Genomic DNA, 17633 nt, shown 5'->3' on the forward strand with positions numbered 1-17633 from the left:
CGAGAACCAGCTAAGACGGTTCTAACACGTGTCGATGACAGCCCGCAACCGTCTAAGGTGGTTCCAATGAATGCCCGGTTCCCCGAATTCCGGCTCGGCAACGTGCTGGCGACCAGCTTCACCGGGACGCTGTCGGAACGGCACGGCGATCCGGTCGAGCGCATTCCCACGCCGCACCGACTCGTCGACTGGCTGACCGTGAGCGGCCTGGCCGTGACGTCCTGCACCACCGTCCAGCTCGAACTCGCTTGGGAGCTGAGGGAATCCATTCACGCCGCGGCGACGGCCGCCGCACTCCAGGACGCCCTGCCCGCGGCCGCCGTCCAAGTGATCAACGCCCGAAGCACCCAGGGTCGAGCCGCGGCCGTCCTGACAACCGAGGGCGCTCGACAATGGCGGCTCAGCTCACCCACCCGCGTGGAGGACGCCCTGGGCGTGATCGCCGCCGACGCGATCGACCTCATCTCCGGCGAACGAGACGGAAGACTGGCCCTGTGCGCCTCGCCGACCTGCCGAGCCGCCTTCTTCGATACCAGCCAGAGCCGCACCCGCAGATGGTGCGATATGAACACATGCGGAAATCGCCAGAAGAAGGCGCGCTTCCATGCCAACCGGGGCAGATGACCAGTTCCTCGCCGCGGCAACGGTATTCGGTGGCCGCCGGACCGGTCGAGCATCGCCTCCACTCGCGAATCGTGATAGTGGGACAGCGGCGAATAGGCACTCCCTACGCCGAGACCACCATCGCGGCATTGAAACCGCCGTGCCCCCTGGCCAGGATCAGCGCGTTCGAGATGGTCAGTGGGCGCGGTTCGAGGACCAGGTCGAGTTCGTAATCGGGAACCGGTTCGGTGACATGGACCGTCGGGGGTATGACGCCCTGCTTGATCGCGAGCAGCGCGGTCGCCACGTCCAGGGCCGAGGACCCGGCGGCCAGGCGGCCGGTCATGGTCTTCGGGGCGGTCACCGGAACTCCGCGCGGGCCGAACAGGGCGCGTAGGGCCGCGGCCTCGACCGCGTCGAGATCCGGGGAGCCGTCGGCGTCGGCGAACACCACATCGATATCCGCGGGGCCCAATCCGGCGTCGGCGAGGGCCAATTCGGCGGCCTTGCGTAGATTCGGCTCCCGTCCGGAATCGGCGGGCGGATCGAAAGTGGCCGCGTATCCCGCGATTTCGCCGTACCAGTCGACGCCGCGGGCGGTGGCCGACTCGGCCGATTCCAGAACCAGCAGCGCGCCGCCCTCACCGGGGACATGGCCGTTGGCCTCGCGGTCGAAGGGCAGATACGCGCGACTCGCATCGGTGTCGCGGCTGATTCGGCCATTGGTCATCTGGGCGACCCAGCCCCACGGACACGGCGATCCGTCGACCGCGCCCGTGATCACACCGGCTATACCGTCGCGAACCGAACGCCGCGCCTGGCCGATCGCGTCGAGCCCGCCCGCCTGATCGGTCACCAGTACGCCGCTCGGGCCGCGCGCATTGTGCCGGATGGAGATCTGGCCGCTGTTCACCGCGTAGAACCAGGCGAAGGATTGATAGGCGCTGACATGTTCCGGTCCCGAACTCCAGAGCTTGTGCAACTCGCGATGACCGAATTCGAAGCCGCCCGCGGAACTGGCGGTGATCACGCCGAGGCCGTATTCGGGCAGCGAGTCGGCGTCGGTCCCGGCGTCGGCGAGGGCGAGATCCGCCGCGACCAGAGCCAATCGGGTCATATGGTCGGTCTGCGGGATGAGGCGCGGCGGCAGATGGTCCTTGGCCACGAATCCGGGCACCTCACCGGCGAGGGTGCTCGGATATCGGCTCGGGTCGAATCGGGTGATCCGGCCGATCGCGCTGTGCCCCCGCATGGTCGAGGACCAGTGCTCCCGCGCGCCGATGCCCGTCGGCGCGACGACCCCCATTCCGGTGACGACGGTCGCGGTCACGCCCGCACCCCCGCCGGAGTGGAAAGCACCATGGCGCTTTGGAATCCGCCGAATCCGCTGCCCACCGTCAACACCTTGTCGATCCGGTGTTCGCGCGCCACCAGCGGTACATAGTCCAGATCGCATTCCGGATCCGCTTCGTGCAGATTGGCGGTCGGCGGCACGACATTGTTCTCCATCGCCAGCACGCACGCCGCGATCTCGACCGAGCCGATCGCACCCAGCGAATGTCCGATCATCGACTTGATGGAGCTGACCGGCGTCCGATACGCGTGAGCACCGAGACTGCGCTTGAACGCCGCGGTCTCGTGGCGATCGTTCTGCTTGGTGCCGGAACCGTGGGCGTTGATGTAGTCGATATCGGTCGCCGCCGCGCCCGCCTGCGCCAGCGCCGCGGTGATGGCGTGGGCCATCTCGACACCGTCGGGGCGCAGGCCGGTCATGTGGAAAGCATTGGAGCGCGAGGCGAATCCGGCGATCTCGGCGTAGATGTGCGCACCCCGCGCACGCGCGTTGTCGAGGGTTTCCAGCACGAACACCGCCGAGCCCTCGCCGAGGACGAAACCGCTGCGGCTGCGATCGAACGGCCGGGAGGCCGTGGCGGGATCGTCGTTACGCGGTGTGGTCGCCTTGATCGCGTCGAAGCAGGCCACCGTGATCGGGGAGATGGGCGCATCCGTCGCGCCCGCGATCATGACCTCGGCCGAACCGTCGCGAATCAACTCCGCCGCCCGGCCGACCGCGTCGAGTCCGGAGGTGCACCCGGTGGAGACCAGCGAGACCGGCCCTTCCGCGCCGACCTGCCAGGCGACCTCTGTGGCGATCGAACTCGGCACCATGTAGTCGAACAGATGCGGCACCGCATACTCGTGATCGACCAGCCACTCCTTACCGCCATCGCTGACCACCGAATATTCGGTCTCCAGACTCATCGTGCAGCCGACGGCGCTACCGATCACCACACCGAAACGATGCGGATCCAGTTGCGCCGCATCCAATCCGCTGTCCTCGACGCACTCCCGCGCGCAGACCACCGCGAACTGCGCCGCGCGGTCCATGCGCCGCGCCTGCTTGGGCGACAATCCCGAGCGCAGCGGATCGAAATCGCATTCCGCGGCGATCTGCGAGCGGAACGGCGACGGATCGAAGAACGAGATCGTCCTGGTCGCGGTGCGGCCCGTCGACAGCAGATCCCAGAAGGACTTCTTGCCGTTGGCATCGGGCGCGATGACGCCCACACCGGTGATCACCACGCGGCGGTTCATAGCAGACCTCGCAGTCGGGTCTCGCACAGATGGTTCGAGCTGGTGCTGAGCGCTCGCAGGGCCGCGGCGTGCGAGCGGAACTGCTCGTGCCGCGTGGCATTTCGGAACGATTCGGGATCGGTCCAGTGCGCGATATTGATGTAGACGTCGGCTCGACCCAATGGCCGCACCAGGGTGTGCTCCAGAAAACCCGGTTGGCGCACCATGAATTCGCTGGTTTCGGCGAACGCCCGCTCGAACTCCTCGGGTGGCGCGTGCAAGGTGAACGTGTTCACGAACGTGACCGTCTTGCTATCCGCCGGGTCGGCTTCCTCAGACCGCATTCGATCGATCTCCTCTGTGGACCACCGGATTCTCCGGCTTCATCACCACCGTGACGTCGCGTTCTCGGATCCGGCTAAAGGACCGCTGGGAGCGCGCGGTCCCCGTGGCCGGTTCGAGCGGGTCTCTAGGCGGCGCTGCCATCCTCGGATCGGGGGGTCGCATCAGGAGAAGAGGACACCGAATGACGCTGCAGATCGAGCAGGAAACCTCGTTTGCCGAACTCTATGCCGCGGTCGCGCAGTTCTATGCCCGGCACATGTACCAGTTGGATTCCGGCGCGGCCGAGGACTGGGTGGCCGGATTCACCGAGGACGGGGTCTTCGCCCCGCCGTCGGCGCCCGAGCCGATCCGCGGTCGCGAGCAGTTGCTCGCGGGGGTTCGCGCCGCCCGCGCCAAATTGGCCGAAGCGCAGGAACAGCACCGGCATACGATGCTCAATCTCGATATCCGCCCGCAGGACGACGGCACCATCGCGGTGCGCGCCTATACCCAGATCATCGCCACTCCGCGCGGGGGCGAGCCACGACTGCATCTGATGTGCGTGAGCCACGACGTGCTGGTGCGCGAGGCGGGCGAGTTGCTGATCAAACATCGGCGCGTCACTCGCGACGATCGTCCGTGAGCACGCCGCGGGGTCCAGCGATCCTCTAGTTCGCCACGGGGACGTGGTATCACGGTGAAAACAGGGACAAATCGGACCTTGGATCGGATTCGTGATGGGGGAGCCTGATGAAGTTGGGTGTTCTCGGACCGCTGTCGGTTGTCGCGGACGCGTCGGCCGAGGCGGTGAACCTGGCGCCGAGCGCGCCCAAACTGCGCAGCGTGCTGGCCATGTTGACGGTCTACGGCGATCAGGTCGTCCCGGTCGCGTTGCTGATGCGCGAGCTGTGGGACGGCGTGCCGCCCACCAGCGGACTGAATACGCTGCAGACCTACATTCTCGGCGTCAGGAAACTGCTGTCCACCGCGACGGGCGTACCCGTCCCCGAGGTCGCCGCGGAGATTCTGACCACCGGGGCGGGCGGGTATCTGCTGCGCACCGAGTACGCGACGCTGGATCTGAAGTGCTACCACACACTGGTCGCCGCAGGTCGTGAGGCGTTGATGGCCGAGGACGACCAGCGCGGCGTCCGACTGCTCTCCCAGGCCCTGCGGCTGTGGCGCGGGCCCGCGCTGGTGGACGTTCCGGCGGGTCCGGCGCTGGAATCCAAACGGCGGCAACTGGAAGCGTCGCACGACGTCATCCGCGAATACCGCCTGGACGCGCAGCTGAGATTGGGCCACTACGGTGAAATCCTCGGCGAGCTGGCGGAATTGACCGCGCAGAATCCGCTGGGCGAGGGAATCCACGTCAAATACATGCAGGCCCTGCACCTGAGTGGGCGACGAACACAGGCCCTCGAGGTGTTCCATCGACTGCGCGGCAATCTGGTCGCGGAACTCGGATTGGAACCGGGGCGGTTCGTGCAGCAGGCCTATCGGGCGATTCTGGATCCCGAGCTCGATTTCGACGAGGCCCTCACCCAGGTGCGCCCGAACGATGCCGACGCGCGCACCCTGGTCTGGGGCCACGGCCGTAGATATTGACGACCCGCGCCCGATTCCGGACGCGGGTCGTCGCCGTCGCTCCCCCGTCAGGCCAGATGCGCCGACAGCAGCCAGGCCGGAATCGATTTGCGGATACCGCCCTCATCACGCAGATCGTCGCCGACGACCTCACGGTAGTTCGGGAAGCTGTCGGGGAAATTGGCGTGTACGCGGGCCGGACGGATCTCGTCGATCTCCCAGTACGCGCCCACCACCGCGCGCAACTCGGCCTCGGTGACCGGCTGGATGTGGCCGACCGGCACGGTCGCCTTGTCGAGCACCAGCACGAAGTAGGAGGCGCCGGGTGCCGCGGCGCGCACGATCGATTCCTGGTAGCCCTGACGCAATTCGACCGGCATCGAGTGGAACAGGGTGCTGTCGACGATGGTGTCGAAGCGGCCGTCGTAACCGGTGAAGGCGCTGATGTCGGCGACCTCGAAGCTGGCGGTGTCTAGTCCGCGCTTGGCGGCCTCGGCGCGTGCGAGCTCGATCGCGGTCGGCGACTGGTCCAGGCCCACGACCGTGAAGCCTCGTTCGGCCAGATACAGCGAGACCGCCGCCTCGCCGCAGCCCGCGTCGAGCACCTCGCCGCGGAACTTGCCCGCCTCGATGAGCGCGGTGATCTCGGGCTGCGGTTCACCGATGCTCCACGGCGGCGCATCATCCTCCCCGACCTCGGAAGCCTGGTCGCGATAGGCGGAATCCCATCGCTGTTCATCTGTGGGTGAGTACGTCATACGTCGTCCTTCTCGGAGGTGGATCAGACGGTGGCGACGGCTTCGGCGCGCCGGATGTGCTCGGCGATCGCGTCGACCAGGGCGGGCTGGACTGCGGTCGGGAAGGTGTGGCCGAGGCCGGGGATGACCAGCAGTCGCGCGCCCGGAATCTGTTCGGCGAGGAACGCGCCGTGCGGCGGCTGATGAACCGGATCCTGCGGGCCCTGGATCACCAGCGTCGGCGTATCGACATTCGCCAATTCGCCGCCGCGACCGGTGAGATCGGCGGTCTCATCGATATTCGGCTCGCGCCGGCTCGCCACGCCGGAGTGCGCGATCTCGCGTTCCTCCCAGCGCCGGAACTCGGCCGCGTCGAACGGCAGCTCGGATCCGGACATCGCCCGCGCCAACGCGACTCGTCGATCCAGTTCGGCCTCGATATCGTCGAGCAGCGGGGGCTGCATGATCAGATCGAGCACCTCGCGGCGCGGTGCGGGCAGTCCGCTCGGGGTCGGCTCGCCACTGTAGGCGCAGTCGCAGCTGGTGAAGAAGTCCACGCTCAGCGCGGCCGCGCCGGTCATGGTCAGGCTACGCAGCCGATCCGGATAGTCGATGGCGACCAGCTGTCCGGTCGCGGCGCCCAGCGCGAAGCAGACCAGATGCACCCGGTCGATGCCCCAGCCGTCCAGTACCGCCATCGCGTCGGCGGCGAGTTCGTAGAAGGTGTACGGCTTCTGCTCGGCCGCGAGGGAGACCGTGCGCCCGGTGTCGCGGTGGTCGTAGCGAATGACGTGCAGGCCCTTCGCCGCGAGGCGCTCCACGAACTCGTCGGGCCAGCCCCGCGAGCTGTGTGCGCCGAGCAGCAGGACCGGCGGGTCGCCCGGATCGCCGAAATCTTCGGTCCACAGGCGGAGATCGGCTGTGGAGACGACGCGTTCTGCCATGGAATTCACGCTTCCTTTCTGGTGGGACCCGGCTCGACCGAGGGCAGGCCCGGATCCACCGTGCCCCACCGGGCTAGAGGCACGGTTCGAAGGACACTCGAACTTCGGTGAGAGCGCGCTCGCACCGCCGAACTCGGTGCGGGCGCGCCCATTTCAGCGGAACAGCTCGGCGTTGGCGAGGGCCCAGGCGGCGAAGGTGGTGGCCTGGCCGGTGAGGTCGGCCACGGTGCTCTCCGCGGGCTGGGGGTTCTCGACGCGATTGGCGAGGCCCTGGACGAACCAATTCGCGAAGTAGTCACCCATCACCGGCTCGAGCTGCGTGGTGAGCTCCTCGGGCGAGATTGTCACGAACGACAGATCGCGACCGATCGCCTCGGCGATATGCTGCAGACGCTTTGCCCTGGTGATGGTTTCGGGCCCGGTGAGCCGGTAGGTCACACCGAGATGCCCCTCACCGAGCAGCACATGCGCCGCGACCCGGGCGATATCGTCCATGGCGATGGGGGCGTCCGCGGAATCCGGATAGGGTTCGCGCACCGCACCCGTTTCGCGAATCTGATCCGCCCAGTCGACGGCGTTCTCCATGAATTCGAACGCGTGCAGATGAGTGAAGCCGACGCCCGAATTCTCGACCGCCTGCGAGACCGCCGTCCAGGTCGAGGTTTCGTCGCCGGACAGATCGACAATGTGGCCGACCCCCGCCTGCCGCGCCAATTCGACTACCTCGGCGGCGGTTTCGCGCGTCGGCGCGAGATACATCCGGTCGACGCCCTCGAAGGCCGCCGGCAGGGAGGCCGGCCGCTTCAGGTAGCCCTTGACCACCTCGACCTCGGGCGGGAACGCCGTGCGTTCCGGGTGATTCGACAGTGCGCGAATATCTTCGGCCCCCAGACTCACGAGGTGATTCACGACCATGCGGCCGATATTTCCGGTGGCACCTGTTACTAGAATCTTCATGCCGCCCAAGCTATCTCGCCACGTGGCGGTCGCGCACATAGAGTTGAGCGTACTGGGCTCAACTTCACCTCGCGGCGGGGTTCGGCCGCAGCCGACGCCGCACTCGAAAACATTGGGCCACAACCAATCACAATACCGTCTCCTCCGAATTCCCCGGCCCGCAATACCATGCGCGCACCATTCCTGCCCGTTAGTCTCGCCGCAGCCGGTCGAATTTCGCTGGAGCGCCGCCTCCACCACGCCGTACAGGGCTTCCGTACTCGATCCTGCCGGTCGGAAACAACCCCCAAATATCAAGGGGGACAGGCCCGATGGATATCAAACGCGATCCGTTGACGAATACGGACAAATCCGTATATGGTCTGGTCGTACCGACCGATCAGAATTTGGTCCGGGGAGACTTGAAGATCCATATGAGGACCACACGTCCTCATTCTCGAAGCAAGGCGCCGTAAAAAAGGCGCGGCTGTTTAGGGGGAAGTATGGAATTTGGCGTGCTCGGTCCTCTCTCGGTGGAGCATGAGGGAAAGTCGAATGTCCCCAGCGCTCCGAAACTACGCACCGTATTGGCGATGCTGCTGGTTCACTCCGATCAGGTGGTGCCGGTTTCCTCGCTGATCACCGACCTGTGGGATGAACTACCACCGGCGAGCGGGCTCACAACACTGCAGACCTACGTGCTCAACCTGCGCAAGTACTTCGCGGGCGTGACCGGTCTGTCCGCGACGGAGGTCGCCAAGAACATCCTGATCACCCGCCCCGGCGGCTATCTGCTGCACGTCGAGCCGAATGCCCTCGACATGCATCGCTACGAGGCCCTGGTCGAATCCGGCCTGTCCGCGCTGGCCGCCGGAAACGACGAGGAGGGCATCGCCGATCTGGACGCCGCGCTGCGCACCTGGCGAGGCCCCGCGCTGGTGGATGTCACCGCCGGGCGGGTGCTGGCGTCCAAGGCGCTGCAACTGTCCGAATCACGGCTCGTCACAATCGAATACATGCTCGACGGCGAACTTCGCCTGGGCCGGTATCGGGAGGTCCTGTCCCGGCTCGCGGCACTGTGCGCCGAATATCCCCTCAACGAGCGGCTGCACGCGCAGTACATGCGCGCGCTGCACCTCAGCGGGCGGCGCGCGCAGGCCCTGGAGGTGTTCCACCGCCTGCGCGTCGCCCTGGTCGACGAACTCGGACTCGATCCGGAACGCGGCCTGCAGGAACTGCACGCGGCGATCCTCGGCGTCGACGACGACGCGCATATCCTCACCCGCACCACCCGCCCCGCCATGCTGGCCGGCGCGGCGGCCCGGCTGCGCTGAACCGACGGCCCGCGCCCCGTTGCCCGAGTGGAGATCACCAGCCCTACACTCGGGCAACGGGTTTCGGGTTGGAGAATCGCCGCTGCATCGGAAGTTCCACCAGCCGGTGCATCCCCCAGGCCAGCAGCACCGTCCCGCCGAGGCTCAGGACCCACAGCCCGATCGCCTGCGCGAGGGTCGGCTGGAATTCGGGGCCGTAGAACCGATACAGGTTGTACAGGGCCAGCTCGTGCAGCAGATAGAACGCGAACGAGATGTCACCGAGCCACACCATCGGACGGCTCGCGAGCCACGACGGCCTGTCCTCGACATCGGCGAGGGCCGCGGCCGGGATGAGGAATGCCAGCGGTACGACTGTGGCCGCCACGATTCCGAATGTGGTGGGCAGGAACGACGCCGCCAGATATCCGGCGACGAACGCCAACCCCGCCCACAGCGCCCGCACCCGCGGCAGCCCACCCGTCATGACGATCCGCGCCATCACCATGCCCAATACGAAATCCAGCGCGCGGACCGGCGGGAACACGTAGACGAACCAGTACTCGTATTCCGGCGTGGCCTCCCACCACACCTGCGGCTGCGACGGCAACAGCTTGGCGATGACGGGCATCGACACGACCGCGGCCATGATCCCGCCCGCCCACCACCACAGCCGCTCCGGCCGTATCCGGCGCACCAGCACGATCAGCAGCGGAAACGACAGATAGAACAGCGCTTCCACCGACAGCGACCAGCTGACGTCGTTGACGCCGAAGGCCACGTCCAGGTCCGGCCACCACGCGTGCACCAGCAACAGCTGCTGCACCCAGCCGACGATCGCCCGCCCGGTCAGCAGCATGAACGCGACCGCGATCAGGAACGCCACGAAATGGTTCGGATAGATCTTGAAGAACCGCCGCCGCCAGAACCGGGCCGGACTGTCGTCCTCGCGCGCCGACCAGGTGAGCACGAATCCGCTGAGCACGAAGAAGAATCCGACGCCGATATAGCCGCCCATCTTCACCACGTGCATGAAAACCTCGGAACCGTCGCCGGGCGGCAACAGACCGGGTTGGTAGGCGGCATGCGTGGTGAACACCAGCAGCGCGGCGATCCAGCGCAGTCCGGTCAGCGACGGCAGCCGGGTGAGGCGCCGCCGCGGGGTCTCGACACCGTTCACGACTCCTCCACCAGCGCAACGGCTCTGGCCCAGCCCGCACCCGCCCGCGCCACCTTGACCGGGAAGCAGATGACGGTGAACCCGTGCGACGGCAGGCTTTCCAGATTCGCCAGCCGCTCCAACTGGCAGTACTCCCGGTCGCGCCCGGCGAAATGCGCGGGCCACAGCACCGACCGGTCCCGGGTCTGCCGGTAGCGGGCGATGATGTCGGTGAAGGGCGCGTCGAGGCTGAACGCGTCCGTGCCGATCACCTTCACCCCCAGATCCAGCAGGTAATTCGTTGCCGCCCCGTCCAATCCGGCGAAGTCGGTGAAGTATTTCGGCGTGCCCTCGTGCCGCTGCGCACCGGTGTGCAGCAGCACGATATCCATCGGCTCGGGCTCCCGGCCGATCCGGGCGAACTCCCGCTCCAGCGTCTCCCGGCCCACCGCGCCGGTCGGCGCGTCGGCCAGATCGAGTACGAGGCCGGGGCGGTGGAACCAGTCCAGCGGCATCTCATCGATGTGGCGAGGACCGCCGTCCCGATAGGCCGCCCGCGCGCCGTAGTGCGACGGGGCGTCGACATGCGTGCCGGTGTGTGTGGTCAGGCTCAGCCGGTCCAGCGAGAGGAATTCGCCGTCGGGCAGGTCGTCCACTTCGAAGTCGAGCCCGAAGTGCTCGGCCATCTCCTCGCTCATATGCCGAGCGCCCTCCGCCGGGGTGAGCACGGTGTGCTCCACCGGATCGGGTTCGTAGTACTCGCTGTCCACCGGCGAAGACAGGTCGATGATGCGCATCCGCCCTCCTAGGTCATGCCCTACCGAGGGTGGTCGCGGGCCCTAGAACTTCGGTGGAGGTTCGGGAGAGCGGAACCACCCTTGGCGCCGACCACTGCTGGAGCGATATTCGAGCGCGCCACACGACGCTGTGCAGATGCGCGTCCTGATCGCAACGTGGAACATCCCCGGCCGCCTGCCCGCGTTCGGCGCGGGCCCGGATTTCGATTCCGAGGGCCGGTCGTGAAGGGCATAATCTTGGCGGGCGGAGCCGGTTCGCGGCTGCATCCGATCACGCGCGGGGTGAGCAAACAGCTGGTCCCGGTCTACGACAAACCCATGGTGTACTACCCGCTGTCGACCCTGATGATGGCAGATATCCGGGACATCCTGGTGATCACGACACCGGCCGACGCGGGAGCCTTCCGGCGATTGCTGGGCGACGGTGCGCAATACGGGCTGAATATCGGCTACGTGGTGCAGCCCGAACCCGACGGACTGGCCCGGGCATTCGTGCTGGGCGCGGATCACATCGGTACGGATCCGGCCGCACTGGTTCTGGGCGACAACATCTTTCACGGTCCCGGCCTGGGCACCCGGCTGCGCCGGTTCCACGGCCTCGACGGCGGCGCGGTATTCGCCTACTGGGTCTCGGACCCCTCGGCCTACGGCGTCATCGAATTCTCCGGCGGCAAGGCCGTTTCCATCGAGGAGAAGCCCAAACTGCCGCGCTCGAACTACGCGGTGCCGGGGCTCTATTTCTACGACAACGACGTCATCGAGATCGCGCGCGGCCTGAAGCCCTCGGCGCGAGGCGAATACGAGATCACCGATATCAACCGGACCTATCTGGAGCAGGGCCGATTGCAGGTCGACGTCCTCGCCCGGGGTACCGCCTGGCTGGACACCGGAACCTTCGACTCGCTGCTGGACGCGGCCAATTACGTCCGCACCGTGGAGGAGCGACAGGGCCTGAAGATCAGCGTGCCCGAAGAGGTCGCCTGGCGCATGGGCTTCATCGACGACGAGCAACTGTGCCGACTGGCCGAACCGCTGGTGCGCTCGGGCTACGGGAAATACCTGCTCGGACTGCTGGAACACGGACGGGATTGGTGAGCATGCGAATTCGGGAGCTGGCGGTACCGGGCGCGTGGGAATTCACCCCTACCCCGCACGGCGACGAACGCGGCGTCTTCGCCGAAATGTTCAAGGCCTCGGAATTCGAGAAGGCGGTCGGGCGGCCGTTCGAACTGCTGCAGATCAACTCCTCCACCTCCGCCGCGGGCGTATTGCGCGGAATCCACTACACCGAGGATCCACCCGGACAGGCGAAATACGTGACCTGCACCAGCGGCGCGTTCGTGGACGTGGTGGTGGATCTACGGCCCGGCTCGCCGACCTTCGGTGCGTGGGACAGCGTGATCATCGACGATGTGGACCGGCGCTGGGTCTTCCTGTCCGAGGGGCTCGGCCACGCGCTGCTGGCCCTGCAGGACGATTCCACGGTGATCTATCTGTGCTCGCTCGAGTACAGGCCCGAATTCGACCACGAGGTCGACGCCTTCGATCCGGATATCGGAATCGACTGGCCCGCAACCGATCGCGCCGGACGACCGCTGCGCCTGCTGCGCTCCCCCAAGGACGCCGCCGCGCCGCGCCTGCGCGACGCCGCCGCCCGGCGTGGCGTCGGATGAGCGGGCAATTGCGCCGCGCGCTGCGGATCGCCCTCTGGCACGTCATGAACGGTCTGCGGTCGATCGCCTGGGGCTATCACATCGATGCGTCGATGGTCGCCGCGCAGCGGCGCGACGGCCGCTTGTCCGCGTCCGAACGCGAAGCGTGGCGCGCACTGGAGAAATCGCTCAGAAATACCGAGAGCGGAATGCCATGAAAACCGCCGCACGACTGTTCACCAGCGAGTCGGTGACCGAGGGACATCCGGACAAGATCTTCGATTCGATCAGTGACGCCTGGTCGATCCCACCGGCAAATTCGTACTCGGCGGTCCGATGGGTGGTGCCGGGCTCACCGGTCGCAAGATCATCGTCGATACCTACGGCGGTTTCGCCCGGCACGGCGGCGGCGCGTTCTCCGGCAAGGATCCCGTCGAAGGTGGACCGCTCCGCGGCCTACGCCATGCGGTGGGCGGCCAAGAATGTCGTGGCCGCGGGGCTGGCCGAACGTGTCGAGGTACAGGTCGCCTATGCCATCGGAAAGGCCGCTCCGGTGGGCCTTTTCATCGAAACCTTCGGCACCGAGCGGGTTTCGCTCGATCGCATCGCGGCGGCCCGGAATTCTCTGACGATGCGGGTGGCGAGTGAGATTCAAGTGCGACGCGAGCGGACGCGCCCAGAATCGGCCGCATGATCAAAACCCTGATGCTGGGCCTGGCCCTCGCCGTTCCGGCCGTCCTCGCAACGCCCGCGCAGGCCGCGCCCATCGAATTCCTGCCGATCGGCACCTGGACCGGACAGGTGAAGACGGTGGGCGAGGAACTGCCGCACGAGGCCGTCTTCCAGTTCACCGAGACGGGCAAGGTCTGCCTGACCTTCGGCCACCCCGGTGATGCCAGCGGCAGCGGCACCGGCACCTGGCAGGAGACCGGGCACAACCAGTTCAGCTTCGAACTCACCCACGACGTCATCCTGCCGGACGGCACCCTGGCCGCCTACGTGACGGTGCACCACACCGCCTCCCAGAGCCGGGAGGACAAATTCACCAGTTCGGGCCGCACCGATGTCACCGATCCCGACGGCAATCCGGTGAAGTCCGGAGAGTCCTCGGTCATCGCGACCCGCACCGGCGCCACCCCGACCAACTGCAAATAAGCGGACGTGAGGAAAGGAAACACCCATGAGCGCACAGGACGGACGTGTCGCGCTGATCACCGGGGCGACCAGCGGCATCGGTCTCGCGGTAGCGAATCAGCTTGCGAGCCAGGGGCATCGAGTCTTCATCGGCGCGCGTACGGCCGAGGCCGTGGCGCAGACGGTGAAGGATATGCGGGAGCGGGATCTGCACGTGGACGGCATCGAACTCGATGTCCGATCCGGTGATTCGGTGCGCGAATTCGTCACCGCCGCCGTCGACCGCTTCGGCGGCGTCGACATCCTGGTCAACAACGCGGGCCGCAGCGGCGGCGGCGTCACCGCGGATGTGGCCGACGAATTGTGGTTCGACGTCATAGATACCAACCTGCACAGCGTGTTCCGGATGACGCGCGAGGTGCTCAACGCCGGCGGTATGCGACACAAGCCGTGGGGCCGGATCATCAATATCGCGTCCACCGCGGGCAAACAGGGCGTCGTACTCGGCGCACCCTATTCGGCCTCGAAGCACGGCGTGGTCGGCTTCACCAAGGCGCTGGGCAACGAACTGGCCCCGACCGGCATCACGGTCAACGCGGTCTGCCCCGGATATGTGGAAACGCCTATGGCGCAGCGGGTTCGGCAGGGTTACGCCGCGGCCTACGACACCACCGAGGATCAGATCCTGACCAAGTTCCAGGCCAAGATCCCGCTCGGCCGATACTCCACCCCCGACGAGGTCGCGGGACTGGTCGGCTATCTGGTCTCCGACGTGGCCGCCTCCATCACCGCCCAGGCGCTCAACGTCTGCGGCGGACTCGGCAACTTCTGAAATCCACTCACCTGCCCAGGAGGCGATCATGTCCACTGTCGATCAGCGCGAATGCGAGCACGAGATCACCATCGCGGCGCCCGCCGCCGTCGTCTACCGGTTGATCGCGGAGGTGGAGAACTGGCCGCGGATCTTCCCGCCGACCATCCACGTCGATCAGGTGAGCATCGGCGATCGCGAGGAGCGAATTCGGATCTGGGCCACTGCGAACGGAGAACCCAAGAGCTGGGTGTCACGGCGCACCCTCGATCCCGATCGGTTCCGGATCCGCTTCCAGCAGGAGGTTTCGGCGCCACCGGTGGCCTCGATGCACGGGGAGTGGATCATCGAGGAAGCCGCCGCGGGTGGTTCGCGGGTGCGGTTGCTGCACGGCTACCGCGCAGTCGACGACGATCCGGCGAGCCTGGCGTGGATCGACGCCGCGGTCGACAAGAACTCCCGCGCCGAGCTGGCCGCCTTGCGCACCAATATCGAATCGACCATTGCCGCAACGGAATCGACCTTCTCCTTCGAGGATTCGGTGCTGGTGCGCGGGGGCGCCGACGACGTGTACGACTTCGTGAACGAGGCGGATCGGTGGGTCGAACGGCTTCCGCACGTGGCGTCGGTGCGCTTCGAGCAGACCGAGCAGGGGGTGCAGACCCTGGAAATGGATACCCGGGCCAAGGACGGATCCACCCACCGCACCATGTCGTATCGCGTGGTATTTCCCGGCGAGCGGATCGTCTACAAACAGGTCACCCTGCCGAAACTGCTCGCGCTGCATACGGGTGTGTGGACCTTCGCCCCGACCGACGGCGGCGTACTCGCCTCGTCGCAGCACACCGTGGTGTTGAACACCGACAATATCGCCTCGATTCTCGGCAGTGACGCGACCACGGCCGATGCGCGCGACTACGTACGAAACGCGTTGAGCGCCAACAGCAGCGCCACACTGGAGCTCGCCAAGGCCTATGCCGAGGAGCGGGCGGGGGTTTGAGGTGGCGCACCACAGCACCGCGGCGCAGAGCTCACCGCTGTCGGTGGGTCCGGACGAGAACACGCCGCGCCGGTTCGCGGCGTCGGCCGTGGCCGGTTCGGACCCGGCCGGGCCGGGCGGCGATCTCGGCGCGTTCCGGCACTGGTTCGATCGGTGCCACGCGCGATCGACCATGACGGTGCGCCGGGTCCCGCTGGACGAATTGGCGGGCTGGCACACCGATCCGGACACCGGCGACATCACCCACGACAGCGGCCGGTTCTTCACCGTCGGCGGCCTGGAGGTGCATCTGACCGGCGCGCCGGTGCCCACCTGGAGCCAACCGATCCTCAATCAGCCCGAGGTGGGAATCCTCGGCATCCTGGTCAAGGAGTTCGACGGTGTGCCGCATCTGCTGATGCAGGGCAAGGTCGAACCGGGTAACGCACTGGGACTTCAGCTTTCGCCGACCGTGCAGGCCACCCGGTCGAATTACACACGCGTGCACGGCGGTTCGTCGGTGCCATACCTCGAACTGTTCCGCGATACCGCGCGACATCGCGTCCTCGCGGATGTGCGGCAGTCCGAACAGGGCGCGTGGTTCCGGCAGAAGCGCAATCGCAATATGATCGTCGAGGTCACCGAGGACGTGCCGGAGCTGCCCGGATTCCATTGGCTGACACTCGGTCAGGTGCATCGGCTGCTGGCCGTCGAGGATCTGATCAATATGGACGCCCGCACCGTGCTGGCCTGTCTGCCCTTCGCCGGGTCCGCGCTCGACGAGATGGTGCCCGCGCCCCGCGACGCGTTCCACGCGGCGCTACTGGCCTCCTGCGACGCCGACCGCGGCAGCCTGCACAGTATGGCCGAGGTGCTCAGCTGGGTGACCGATGTGCGAACCCGCACCGAGGTCGCCACCCGGGAGCTGCCGCTGGCCGCACTGCCCGACTGGCATCGGGTCGACGGTGTGATCTCGCATTCGAGCGGGCGATTCTTCGATGTCATCGGGGTGGACGTGCGGACGCGCACGCGGGAGGTGCCCGGCTGGAGTCAGCCGATGATCGCGGCCAAGGGCATCGGCCTGGTGGCGTTTCTGGTGGCCCGGGTACATGGGGTGCTGCACGCGCTGGTCCATGCCCGCGCCGAACCCGGTTACCTCGATGTGGTGGAGCTGGCCCCGACCGTGCAGTGCACTCCGGACAACTATCTGGAGCTGCCTGCCGCCGCGCTGCCGCGGTTCGTGGACGAGGCGCTTTCGGCCCGGCCCGAGCAGATCCGTTACCGCACACTGCTTTCCGAGGAGGGCGGCCGGTTCTATCAGTCGCGCAACACCTATACGATCGTCGAGGTCGAACGCGACCGCAGGCACGACCATCCGGACTTCCGCTGGATGCCGGTGCATCAGTTGGTGGATCTGTTGCGGCACAGTCACTATGTCAATGTGCAGGCCCGCACGCTGGTGGCCTGTCTGCACAGCCTGACCGCCCGGCCCGCCCGATGAAGGCCCGCGAACTGGCCGTCGCGGGCGCGTTCGAATTCGACGCCCCGGGCTTCGCCGACGACCGCGGCCGCTTCAGCACCCCGTTGGACGCCGAGGAGCTGGCGGCCGAACTGGGCCGCCCGCTGTTCCCGGTGGCGCAGGGCGCGGTAAGCCGTTCCCGCGCAGGAGTTTTCCGGGGCGTGCACTACACGATGCCGCCGCCCGGCCGGGCCAAGTATGTGTGGTGCGCGCACGGCCGCTGCCTGGATATCGTGCTGGATGTGCGGGTCGGCTCCCCCACCTTCGGCGCGCGTGAGGTGATCGAACTGAACGGCGACGCCGAACGCGGGTTGTACCTGCCGATCGGTGTCGCCCACGCCTTCCTGGCACTGGCCGACGATACCGTGATGACCTATCTGCTTTCCGGGGGCTACATCCCGGGCAACGAGCGCGCGCTCGACCCCCGCGATCCCGAGCTGGGCTTGAATCTGCCCGGGGGCCTGGTGCTTTCCGAGCGCGATACCGACGCCCCGACCCTGGCCGAGGCGTCGGCGGGTGGGCTGCTCCCCCGCTACGAGGACTGCCTCGCGCTCGAACCCTGAC

The 17633-nt window shown here is 67.0% G+C and carries 20 protein-coding genes and 2 pseudogenes; 14 read left to right on the forward strand and 8 right to left on the reverse strand.

Annotation, left to right across the window (positions count from 1 at the left end):
• Positions 1–66 precede the first annotated feature (66 nt).
• Positions 67–624, forward strand: coding sequence for a CGNR zinc finger domain-containing protein (locus tag NP4_RS18260; protein ID WP_067999254.1), 558 nt, complete (start codon positions 67–69; stop codon positions 622–624).
• Between the two features lie 103 nt (positions 625–727).
• On the opposite strand, the gene NP4_RS18265 is transcribed toward NP4_RS18260, so the two are convergent.
• The 3 genes from NP4_RS18265 to NP4_RS18275 are packed head-to-tail and all read right to left on the reverse strand — an operon-like array spanning position 728 to position 3473.
• On the reverse strand, positions 728–1933 hold the full coding sequence (locus tag NP4_RS18265) for a ketosynthase chain-length factor (protein ID WP_067999256.1): 1206 nt from the start codon (positions 1931–1933) through the stop codon (positions 728–730).
• The gene (locus tag NP4_RS18270) at positions 1930–3198 is read right to left on the reverse strand and encodes a beta-ketoacyl-[acyl-carrier-protein] synthase family protein (protein ID WP_067999258.1); all 1269 of its coding nucleotides are present in this window, start codon (positions 3196–3198) and stop codon (positions 1930–1932) included. The genes NP4_RS18265 and NP4_RS18270 overlap by 4 nt, the downstream gene beginning before the upstream one ends.
• Positions 3195–3473 (reverse strand): antibiotic biosynthesis monooxygenase family protein, encoded by a 279-nt coding sequence (locus NP4_RS18275; protein ID WP_211336006.1) that lies wholly within the window; start codon positions 3471–3473, stop codon positions 3195–3197. Before NP4_RS18275 ends, NP4_RS18270 begins: the two co-directional genes overlap by 4 nt.
• Before the next feature lie 230 nt (positions 3474–3703).
• On the opposite strand from NP4_RS18275, the gene NP4_RS18280 reads away from it, so the two are divergent.
• Positions 3704–4144 carry a nuclear transport factor 2 family protein gene (locus NP4_RS18280; protein WP_067999262.1) on the forward strand — a complete coding sequence of 147 codons (441 nt, stop codon included), beginning with the start codon at positions 3704–3706 and terminating at the stop codon, positions 4142–4144.
• Positions 4145–4251: 107 nt separating this feature from the next.
• Positions 4252–5109 (forward strand): AfsR/SARP family transcriptional regulator, encoded by an 858-nt coding sequence (locus NP4_RS18285; protein ID WP_067999264.1) that lies wholly within the window; start codon positions 4252–4254, stop codon positions 5107–5109.
• 47 nt (positions 5110–5156) lie between these two features.
• Here the strand turns inward: NP4_RS18285 and NP4_RS18290 are convergent, their stop codons facing one another.
• The 3 genes from NP4_RS18290 to NP4_RS18300 form a co-directional block, all read right to left on the reverse strand.
• A complete protein-coding gene (locus NP4_RS18290; RefSeq protein ID WP_067999266.1) occupies positions 5157–5846 on the reverse strand; it encodes a class I SAM-dependent methyltransferase in 690 nt (229 codons plus the stop codon).
• Positions 5847–5869: 23 nt separating this feature from the next.
• Positions 5870–6769 (reverse strand): alpha/beta fold hydrolase, encoded by a 900-nt coding sequence (locus NP4_RS18295; RefSeq protein WP_067999269.1) that lies wholly within the window; start codon positions 6767–6769, stop codon positions 5870–5872.
• 153 nt (positions 6770–6922) lie between these two features.
• Positions 6923–7726, reverse strand: a complete 804-nt coding sequence (locus NP4_RS18300; RefSeq protein ID WP_067999270.1) for an NAD(P)H-binding protein — start codon at positions 7724–7726, stop codon at positions 6923–6925.
• Between the two features lie 572 nt (positions 7727–8298).
• Here NP4_RS18300 and NP4_RS18305 point away from each other — a divergent pair.
• Positions 8299–9039 (forward strand): AfsR/SARP family transcriptional regulator, encoded by a 741-nt coding sequence (locus NP4_RS18305; protein WP_211335953.1) that lies wholly within the window; start codon positions 8299–8301, stop codon positions 9037–9039.
• Between the two features lie 43 nt (positions 9040–9082).
• On the opposite strand, the gene NP4_RS18310 is transcribed toward NP4_RS18305, so the two are convergent.
• Positions 9083–10198: an acyltransferase family protein gene (locus NP4_RS18310; RefSeq protein ID WP_067999274.1), complete on the reverse strand. Its 1116-nt coding sequence runs from the start codon at positions 10196–10198 to the stop codon at positions 9083–9085.
• Positions 10195–10974 carry a cyclase family protein gene (locus NP4_RS18315; protein WP_067999276.1) on the reverse strand — a complete coding sequence of 260 codons (780 nt, stop codon included), beginning with the start codon at positions 10972–10974 and terminating at the stop codon, positions 10195–10197. Before NP4_RS18315 ends, NP4_RS18310 begins: the two co-directional genes overlap by 4 nt.
• A 222-nt stretch (positions 10975–11196) precedes the next feature.
• On the opposite strand from NP4_RS18315, the gene rfbA reads away from it, so the two are divergent.
• The 10 genes and pseudogenes from rfbA (at position 11197) to NP4_RS18360 (ending at position 17632) form a co-directional block, all read left to right on the forward strand.
• Complete coding sequence (rfbA, locus tag NP4_RS18320; RefSeq protein WP_067999277.1) at positions 11197–12069, forward strand: glucose-1-phosphate thymidylyltransferase RfbA; 873 nt, start codon at positions 11197–11199, stop codon at positions 12067–12069.
• A gap of 2 nt (positions 12070–12071) precedes the next feature.
• Positions 12072–12647: a dTDP-4-dehydrorhamnose 3,5-epimerase family protein gene (locus NP4_RS18325; protein ID WP_067999279.1), complete on the forward strand. Its 576-nt coding sequence runs from the start codon at positions 12072–12074 to the stop codon at positions 12645–12647.
• Positions 12644–12844, forward strand: coding sequence for a hypothetical protein (locus NP4_RS18330; RefSeq protein WP_067999282.1), 201 nt, complete (start codon positions 12644–12646; stop codon positions 12842–12844). The genes NP4_RS18325 and NP4_RS18330 overlap by 4 nt, the downstream gene beginning before the upstream one ends.
• Positions 12841–12894: pseudogene (locus tag NP4_RS43385) on the forward strand (hypothetical protein); the annotation flags it as partial. The gene NP4_RS18330 and the pseudogene NP4_RS43385, both read left to right, overlap by 4 nt.
• 29 nt (positions 12895–12923) lie before the next feature.
• Positions 12924–13242 (forward strand): annotated as a pseudogene (locus tag NP4_RS40015) (methionine adenosyltransferase domain-containing protein); the annotation flags it as partial.
• Between the two features lie 74 nt (positions 13243–13316).
• Positions 13317–13781, forward strand: a complete 465-nt coding sequence (locus NP4_RS18340; RefSeq protein WP_067999286.1) for a hypothetical protein — start codon at positions 13317–13319, stop codon at positions 13779–13781.
• 25 nt (positions 13782–13806) lie between these two features.
• Positions 13807–14592, forward strand: coding sequence for a 3-oxoacyl-ACP reductase FabG (gene fabG / locus NP4_RS18345; protein WP_067999288.1), 786 nt, complete (start codon positions 13807–13809; stop codon positions 14590–14592).
• Between the two features lie 28 nt (positions 14593–14620).
• Positions 14621–15571 carry an aromatase/cyclase gene (locus tag NP4_RS18350; protein ID WP_067999290.1) on the forward strand — a complete coding sequence of 317 codons (951 nt, stop codon included), beginning with the start codon at positions 14621–14623 and terminating at the stop codon, positions 15569–15571.
• A gap of 1 nt (position 15572) precedes the next feature.
• Complete coding sequence (locus tag NP4_RS18355; RefSeq protein WP_245998486.1) at positions 15573–17051, forward strand: NDP-hexose 2,3-dehydratase family protein; 1479 nt, start codon at positions 15573–15575, stop codon at positions 17049–17051.
• A complete protein-coding gene (locus NP4_RS18360) occupies positions 17048–17632 on the forward strand; it encodes a dTDP-4-dehydrorhamnose 3,5-epimerase family protein (RefSeq protein ID WP_067999292.1) in 585 nt (194 codons plus the stop codon). The genes NP4_RS18355 and NP4_RS18360 overlap by 4 nt, the downstream gene beginning before the upstream one ends.
• The last annotated feature ends 1 nt before the right edge of the window (position 17633 follow it).

This window comes from Nocardia pseudobrasiliensis NBRC 108224 (assembly GCF_001613105.1).
Lineage (GTDB): Bacteria > Actinomycetota > Actinomycetes > Mycobacteriales > Mycobacteriaceae > Nocardia > Nocardia pseudobrasiliensis.